This window comes from Phenylobacterium sp. (assembly GCF_028290885.1).
Classification (GTDB): Bacteria; Pseudomonadota; Alphaproteobacteria; order Caulobacterales; family Caulobacteraceae; genus Phenylobacterium.
The window spans coordinates 1-7,461 of record NZ_JAQGIZ010000037.1; the positions used below are offsets into that span (position 1 = coordinate 1).

Here is a 7,461-nt window from a genome sequence, read left to right on the forward strand (position 1 = left end):
GCCGTCGGCCTCGGTCAGGCCGAAGCAGCCGATGATCTCGCCCTTGGCCATGCCGGGCAGGTACTTCATCCGCTGCTCTTCGGAGCCGAAGGCGTAGATCGGGTACATGACCAGGGAGGACTGCACGCTCATCGCCGAGCGGTAGCCTGAGTCCACCGCCTCGATCTCACGGGCGATCAGGCCATAGGCGACGTGGTTCACCTCGGCGCAGCCGTACTTCTCGGGGAGCGTGGGGCCCAGGAAGCCCAAGGCGCCCATCTCGGTCATGATCTCGCGGTCGAATCGTTCCTCGGCGAAGGCCGAGACGACGCGGGGCAAGAGCTTCTCGCGGGCGTAGGCGCGGGCGGCCTCCCAGACCATGCGTTCGTCCTCGGAGAGGCGCGAGGCCAGGTCCAGCGGGTCGTCCCAGCGGAAGGTCTTCTGGCTCGCGGCCGTATCGAGCGGCATGGAAATGTCTCCTGAAACAATGCGCAGCCTTATGGCCGGAAATCCGGTCCCGGTGTAGACGCCTTCGCGCTTGGCCAGCATCGCGCCGATCCGGACCGGCGTCGAATCTCGGTGGAGAGGGCGCGGCGGAAGTCGGAGGTGCGCGGCAACCAAGCGGGCCGGGCGGTGTTCCATCCTCGTAGAGTCCGCCGAAGAGTCCGCCGATGCCCGCCTCCAACCTGTTCGAGATCGCCCGTCCCCTGGCCTGGCTGGCCGCGTTCGCCTTCCTGGTGGGCTTCGTCAGCTATCTGGCGCTCGGCCGGCCCGCCGTCGCGGCGAGCCCGCAATGGACGCAGGCCGTGGCCGCCTCCGGCCCGGCGTCGGACGAGTGGAACCTTCCAAAGAAGATCTAGGCGCCGCGCGCCACGAACCAGCCGTTGCGGAAGCCTTCGTGCGCCTTGCCGTAGAGGAAGGGTTGGCCTTCCGGCGTGGTCAGGCGGCCGCCGGCCGCCGCCAGCACCGCGTGGCCGGCGGCGGTGTCCCATTCCATGGTCGGGCCGTGCCGCGGGTAGATGTCGGCCATGCCCTCGGCGATGCGGCAGAGCTTGATGGAGCTGTCCATCGGCTCGCGCAGGTGGAAGCCGTACTCCTGGGCCAGCTTGTCGGCGGTCTCGGGCTTCATGGTGTGGCTGAGGAGCGCGAGCGCCGCGCCGTCCGGCCAGGGCCGCGCGCGGACGGGCCGGGCGGGAACGCCCTGCAGCCGCTTCATCGCCTGGCCGCCTTGCGTATACCAGACCTCGCCGGAGGGCGGCGAGGCGACCGCGCCAGCCACCGGGCGGCCGTCCTGGATCAGGCCGATGTTGACGGTGAAGTGCGGGTCGCCGCGCACGAAGGCCTTGGTGCCGTCCAGCGGATCGACCAGGAAGAAGCGCGGGCCGATGGCCTCGGGCGCGCCGAACTCGCTGGCGTCCTCCTCGGAGACCACGGGGATGTCGGGGAAGCGTTCGGCCAGCGCCTTGAGGATCAGGGCCTCGCCCTGGCGGTCGGCTTCGGTGACCGGGCTCTCGTCGGCCTTCTGGGCCACGGCCAGGCCGGTTCGCCAGAGCGGCAGGATCAGGGCGGCCGCCGCGTCGCAGATCTCGGCCAGCTCGGCCCCGATGTCGTTCATGGCCAAATCAATACCCTCAGGCGGGCTCTCTTATGGGCCCCCGGCGGTTTTCCAAAGGCTCAAATCACCGCAAGGTCCGCGCCATGACGGAAACCCTCGCGCCCACCAACCCGGAAAACCCGGCGATCCGCCCGGCCGAGCTCGCCGCCTACCTGGCCGCGCGGATGTGCCACGACTTCATCAGCCCGGCGAGCGCCATCGTCTCGGGGCTCGACCTGCTGGAGGACCCCACCGCCCAGGACATGCGCGAAGACGCCATGAGCCTGATCGGCGCCTCGGCGCGCAAGCTGGCGGACCTGCTGTCGTTCACGCGCGTGGCCTTCGGCGCATCGGCCTCGGCGGAGACCTTCGACGCCCGCGAGCTGGAGAAGCTGGCGCAGGGGGTGTTCGCCCACATGCGCGCCGAGCTCGACTGGCAGGTGGAGACGCCGGCGGTGAACAAGCCCGTGGCGCGCACGCTGCTGAACCTCGCCCAGATGGCGGGCGCGGCGCTGCCGACCGGCGGTGTGGCCCGCGTCCGCGCCGTGGAGGAGGGCGCGTCCGTGGCGGTCGCCGTGGAGGCCGTGGGCCCTCGCGCCAGGTTGCGGCCCGAGGTGCTGGCAGGCCTGCGCGGCGAGGGCCCCGGCGAGGGGCTGCACGGCCATTGGGTGCAGGCGCGCTACGTCCACCTGTTCGTCGGCGACGCTGGCGGTCGGGTGTTCGCCGACGTCAGCGAGGAGAAGGTCACCCTGGCGGCGACCATCCCCGCCTGATCCGCGCGCCCGTCCCCGGCGTCACGGCGGCCTAGTTCGGCAGAGCCAGCCCCTGGAGAAGGATGCTGCTTACGACGGTCGCATACTCCGCCCGCTTCGCGGCCGCCTGCGCGGCGTTTTCCAGCGAACCGTAGACTGCGACATTGGCCTTGTCCGCCGCCTCGAACGACCGGTCGTAGGACGCCAGGTCCTTGAAGGTGATGGTGGTGTAGAGGTTGGGCTCGCCGGCTCGCCGCGTGATGGGTATCGCGGCTCCGTAGGCGAGTATCGCTCCCGTCTTCTTTCCGATCTCCAGGCCGGCGCGCTGGCTTGTGGCGTAGTCCTGCATGAACGTATTCAGCTTACCCGGCGCGACCTGGAACTGCGTCACCAGGGTGACCGGCCCTTTTTGGTAGTTCCTCGGAACCATCTGCGCCGACGCCGACGCTGCACTCACAGACAGAAGGGCGGCCAAGCCTATGGCCGCGATGCGCTTTGCACCTGACATGTTTGCGTTCCCCCGATGTTAGCCGTCTCCGGCCTCTGCAGAATGACTCGAATTTTCATCCAGGCAATAGAATTGAATAACCCCGGTCGCTCAGTGGCGACGTGTCATTCGTCGAACAGGTGCTTCAGACGGATACGAAGCCGCAGCGATGCGGCAATCGAGGCGCCGCAGTTCGCCGCGACACTCTGATTCGGGGCGGGGTGTTCGAAGAGAGCCTCCCGACCATGTCGGAGCTAGCGGGGGAGATGGTCTTGCCGAGCAACACCTTGCATCTGGTCGTTGCGACGCCGTGCTACGGCGGCGTGGTCACCCAGCGCTACATGCAGTCGGTCTGCGGGCTGATGCTCGCGGCCACCCACGACAACGTCACCGTGACGCTGGAACTGCTCGGCAACGACTCCATGATCACCCGGGCGCGCAACAGCCTGGTGGCCACCACCCTGGACAACTCGGATGCGACGCATCTGATGTTCATCGACGCCGACATCGGGTTCTCGCCGGCCCAGGTGGGGCGGATGCTCAGGTTCGACCGCGACGTGGTGGCGGGAATGTACCCGCTGAAGATCGTCCACTACGACGCCGGCGTGTTCGACCGCGTGGAAGCCGGCGAGGCGCTGGAGACGGCGCAGATCCGCTATGTGGGCGCGCTCGTTGCCGAGCGGGAGCGGCGCCAGGAGCAGGGGTTCGTCACCGCGGAATTCGCCGGGACGGGCTTCATGCTGATCAAGCGCGCGGCGCTGGAGAAGATGATCCAGGCCTATCCGCATCTGCAGTACAGCGCCGTGCACGACCGCGCGCAGCCCCGCGCGAGCGCCCACCAGTATGCGCTGTTCGAGGGAATGATCGATCCCGACAACGGCGACTACCTCAGCGAGGACGCCTTCTGCCGGCGCTGGCGCGATATCGGCGGCGAGGTCTGGCTGGATACCCGCAGCAAGCTCATGCACATCGGCCCGCGCGAGTTCGTGGGCGACGCCGAGTTGCGCTACGGGCTTTAGCGTCCATGAGCTCACGGCCGACCTTCGGACCGTAGAACCGGGCGCCCTTGTCCACCACGCATGAGACGTGGCCTTCGCGCACCGCCACGGTGGCGCCATGGCCGACGCCGGGCTCGAAGAGGACCGTGCGGCCGCCGGCCGTCACCGCGATCGCCGCCGGGGCGTCGAACTGGCAGATGGGATAGGTCCGCGAGTTGAAGAGACCCTTCTCCGGCGCGGCGACGCAGTTCACGTCGCCGATCTGGTAGGCGAAGCCGACGCCCTTGTAGACGAACGGAGGCGGCGGCTTCGCGCCGCGGTTCGCGGGCGACGGGCTGGCGACGACAGGGCAGGCGGGGCCCGCGGCGGTCCACTCGTCGCGCATCCTCTGCCGCTCGGACCAGGTTGAATAGCCGATCGAGGTCGGGATGCTGGCCACCGCCAGCAGGATCAGGACGATGCCGAGGGTCTGGAGCCGAGCGATCATGCGTCCCCGCCGAATGAACTACATGAGTAATAACTCACAGATGTAATATGATCGCGGCGGGCTGGCTAGTGTGCTGGATTTGAAGTTCGCCACATCACGCGCCAAACGCTGAGCGAACTTCAAATCCAAAAAGCACACTAGAAACATATACTTGCTAGTGTCCTCATCGATTCCGAAGTTCGCCAAAGCCACCCGCAAGCGCCTGCGAACTTCGGAATCGGGACACTAGACGCCCGTAAGCCGGGGCCGCGCGAGCTTCAGACGCGCATCTCGAAATAGGCGACGTTGGAGCCGGCGGAGTGGCCCAGGAGGGTGATGCGGAAAGCGCCGCCGTCCTGCAGCTTCAGTTCGGCCTCGCCGGCGCGGAACGCCTCGGCTGCTACCTCCGGCGTCGCGGTCAGCGAGCCGCGCAGCCGCAACGGACCCAGGCGCAGGGTCGCCGGGTCGCCCTGGATCTCATAGTCCACCGGACCGGAGAACCCGCGGCAGCGGAGCTCGCCTGCCCCCAGATGTGCCGGAAGCTGTTTACGCAGGCGCGCCATCGGATCTCCTTGGGATGAAGTTAGATAACGCTCAAAGCAAAGGTTCGATCCCTACCGGTAGGCGCGGACGAACAACGCGACCGTCAGCAGGACGCCGATGGCGATGACGGCGATCCGCAGGATCCGCTCGTCGGCCCAGCGCAGCAGCCATGCGCCGATCAGGCCGCCCACCACCGCGCCGGCCGCGACGATCGCCGCCTGCAGCCAGCGCACCTCGCCCGAGAACAGGAACACCAGCACGGCCGTGCCGTTCATCACCCCGGCCAGGGCGTTCTTGGTCGCGGCCGCCGCGCGGACCGGCAATCGCGCCAGGCTGAGGACGGCCAGCATCAGAAAGCCGATGCCGCCTCCGAAATAGCCGCCATAGATCGCGATGGCGAACTGCAGGGTGGCGGCCCAAGCGGGCCTCAAGGGCTTGGAGACCGCCGGCCGGCGGCCGAAGCTTCCCCAGGCAAAGGCGCCGGTCGCGAACAGCACCAGCCAGGGGAGCAGCCCCTCGAAGAAGCTCGGCGGGGTGACGAGCAGCAGCAGGGCGCCGACGGCGCCGCCCACGAGGCTGATCGCCACCAGGGCCCTGAACGGCAGCTGCTCAGCGCCGCTCACCAGGCGCCGCCCGGCCCAGCCGGTCGTCACCTGGGCTGGAAACAGCGCCACCGTGGAGGTGATGTTGGCCGCCCGGGCGTCCATCCCGCTGAGGATCAGGGCAGGCAGTGTGATGAACGAGCCGCCGCCGGCCAGGGCGTTCTGGGCGCCGGCCAGGACCGCCGCCAGCAGCAGCAGGACCAATAGCGCCGGCGCCGGCGCGTGCAGCATAGGGCTCAAAGCATGCCGGGCCGGGCCACGCAGGCCAGCACGGCCACGGGGACCAGGCCCGCGGCGACGGTTTCGAGGAAGGCCTTCATGTCGCCGCTCCCAGGGCTTTCGATCTGCGGGTCAGCCCGACGACGCCGCGACCCGCCGATCAGGCCTCGAAACCTAGGGGCCCGGCCTCAGCGGGGAAAGTGCATTCACGCCACGGAGACATGCTCAGCGTGAATCTTGGCAAGCGCCCGCGAAACCGAGGTCACGCGGTCGCGGAGCCAGCGGTGGGCGGGATGGTCGTCCAGCCGCCGATGCCAAAGCATGCTGGTGCGCACCTGCGGCGAATCGAAGGCCGGCTCGTGAAATTCCAAGGCGTGGTCAAGCACGAACGCCTGGGCCATTCGGCGGCTGAAGACGGTCGCCAGGTCGGACTTTGCCAGGATCATGCACGCGGAGACATAGGGCGCGCGCACGACGACGCGGCGCGTCAGGCCGCGCCCCTGCAGCCAGCGGTCGAGGAAGGCGATGTCCTCGCCGCTGGAGGAGATCTCCAGATAAGGCAGTTCCGCGAGCGTCTCCGCCGACAGTTTGCGGCCGCCGGCGGGATGGCCGCACCGCATGACCAGGACGAAGGGATCCTCCAGCAGCAACTCGCTGACGAACCGCTCGCCGGGGCTCTCCAGGGCGCCGATCGCCAGGTCGATATCGCCACGGTCCAGCAAGTCCGGGATGTCGAGGGTCCCGCTGGGTTGCATGTCGAGGCGCACCCCAGGCGCGCCCCCGCATGTCGCCGTGACCAGCGGCGGGCCGAGGACAACGGCGGCAAGGTTGTTGAGAGCGATCGCAAAGCTGCGCTGCGAGGTCTGGGGATCGAACGCCGGGGGCTCGAGAGCGAACTGTACGTCGCTGAGCGCATTGCGCAGCGGCCGGGCGAGCCGCTCCGCGCGCGGGGTCGGCGTCATTCCGTTCGGCGTGCGTACGAACAACTCGTCGCCCAGCATATGGCGCAGGCGGTTGAGCGCGTGGCTCATGGCCGGCTGGCTCATGCCGATGAGCCGCCCCGCGCGGGTGACGCTGCGCTCGCGCATGACCGCGTCGAAGACCACAAGCAGATTGAGGTCGATCGAACGCCAATTCATGCCGCACATCTATGGGTGCCAACAATGCATTTCAAGCATGCAACAACCGAGCCCATATGGCGGTGCGCGGAACCCCTGGGAGGGCCCAAACCGGACGAGGCTTGAGACCGTGGCGAATATCCTGGTTGTCGAAGACGAGGCGGAGGCGCGCGGGGCGATCGTCCGAATACTACGGGCCGAAGGCCATGCGGTGCGCGAGGCCGTGGACGGCCGGGATGGACTTGACCAGTTCTACCTGCACAAACCGCAGCTGATCATCTGCGACATCCTGATGCCGCAGCGCGACGGGATCGAGATGATCGGGGGACTGCGCGGCGCGGCCATCCAGGCGCCGATCATTGCGATGCTGGAGGTGGACGCGGCCCAGGCCCCGCTGCTCCTGGACCTCGCCATCGCGTTCGGGGCCAACGCCGTGCTCCTGAAGCCGGTGACCGGCCACGAACTTCGCGCAACCGTCGCCTCGCTGCTGGCGCCGGCCGGCGCGCGCCGGCGGTCCCGCGCCCACTAGTATCGGGACGCTAGTGTGCTGGATTTGAAGTTCGCCGTCTTCACGGGCCACGCGCCGAGCGAACTTCAAATCCAAGAAAGCACACTAGAAACATATACTTGCTAGTGTCCTCATCGATTCCGAAGTTCGCCAGAGTCAGCCGCAAGCGCTTGCGAACTTCGGAATCGGGACACT

11 protein-coding genes are annotated in these 7,461 nt (G+C 68.2%); 4 read left to right on the forward strand and 7 right to left on the reverse strand.

The window, feature by feature from the left end:
• The coding region (locus JWP28_RS03010) for an acyl-CoA dehydrogenase family protein (RefSeq protein WP_299539826.1) at positions 1-447 on the reverse strand (447 nt) is incomplete at its 3' end.
• A 203-nt stretch (positions 448-650) separates the two neighbouring features.
• Here JWP28_RS03010 and JWP28_RS03015 point away from each other — a divergent pair.
• Entirely contained in the window at positions 651-839 is a 189-nt protein-coding gene (locus tag JWP28_RS03015; RefSeq protein ID WP_299539828.1) for a hypothetical protein, read from the forward strand.
• On the opposite strand, the gene cysQ is transcribed toward JWP28_RS03015, so the two are convergent.
• Positions 836-1,594: a 3'(2'),5'-bisphosphate nucleotidase CysQ gene (cysQ, locus tag JWP28_RS03020; protein WP_299539831.1), complete on the reverse strand. Its 759-nt coding sequence runs from the start codon at positions 1,592-1,594 to the stop codon at positions 836-838. The two genes, JWP28_RS03015 and cysQ, sit on opposite strands and share 4 nt — an antisense overlap.
• A gap of 83 nt (positions 1,595-1,677) precedes the next feature.
• Here cysQ and chpT point away from each other — a divergent pair, with 83 nt between their 5' ends.
• Positions 1,678-2,346: a histidine phosphotransferase ChpT gene (gene chpT, locus JWP28_RS03025; RefSeq protein WP_299539833.1), complete on the forward strand. Its 669-nt coding sequence runs from the start codon at positions 1,678-1,680 to the stop codon at positions 2,344-2,346.
• Positions 2,347-2,377: 31 nt separating this feature from the next.
• Here the strand turns inward: chpT and JWP28_RS03030 are convergent, their stop codons facing one another.
• Positions 2,378-2,833: a hypothetical protein gene (locus JWP28_RS03030; protein ID WP_299539835.1), complete on the reverse strand. Its 456-nt coding sequence runs from the start codon at positions 2,831-2,833 to the stop codon at positions 2,378-2,380.
• Between the two features lie 251 nt (positions 2,834-3,084).
• On the opposite strand from JWP28_RS03030, the gene JWP28_RS03035 reads away from it, so the two are divergent.
• Complete coding sequence (locus JWP28_RS03035) at positions 3,085-3,831, forward strand: hypothetical protein (RefSeq protein WP_299539838.1); 747 nt, start codon at positions 3,085-3,087, stop codon at positions 3,829-3,831.
• On the opposite strand, the gene JWP28_RS03040 is transcribed toward JWP28_RS03035, so the two are convergent.
• The 4 genes from JWP28_RS03040 to JWP28_RS03055 all read right to left on the reverse strand — a co-directional run bounded on the left by JWP28_RS03040 (position 3,773) and on the right by JWP28_RS03055 (position 6,779).
• On the reverse strand, positions 3,773-4,297 hold the full coding sequence (locus tag JWP28_RS03040; RefSeq protein ID WP_299539841.1) for a hypothetical protein: 525 nt from the start codon (positions 4,295-4,297) through the stop codon (positions 3,773-3,775). The genes JWP28_RS03035 and JWP28_RS03040 overlap by 59 nt on opposite strands.
• A 257-nt stretch (positions 4,298-4,554) precedes the next feature.
• Positions 4,555-4,839: a hypothetical protein gene (locus tag JWP28_RS03045; protein WP_299539843.1), complete on the reverse strand. Its 285-nt coding sequence runs from the start codon at positions 4,837-4,839 to the stop codon at positions 4,555-4,557.
• 51 nt (positions 4,840-4,890) lie between these two features.
• Positions 4,891-5,652, reverse strand: a complete 762-nt coding sequence (locus JWP28_RS03050) for a sulfite exporter TauE/SafE family protein (RefSeq protein WP_299539845.1) — start codon at positions 5,650-5,652, stop codon at positions 4,891-4,893.
• A gap of 194 nt (positions 5,653-5,846) precedes the next feature.
• A complete protein-coding gene (locus JWP28_RS03055) occupies positions 5,847-6,779 on the reverse strand; it encodes a LysR family transcriptional regulator (protein ID WP_299539848.1) in 933 nt (310 codons plus the stop codon).
• A gap of 109 nt (positions 6,780-6,888) precedes the next feature.
• On the opposite strand from JWP28_RS03055, the gene JWP28_RS03060 reads away from it, so the two are divergent.
• Positions 6,889-7,287 (forward strand): response regulator, encoded by a 399-nt coding sequence (locus JWP28_RS03060; RefSeq protein WP_299539850.1) that lies wholly within the window; start codon positions 6,889-6,891, stop codon positions 7,285-7,287.
• The last annotated feature ends 174 nt before the right edge of the window (positions 7,288-7,461 follow it).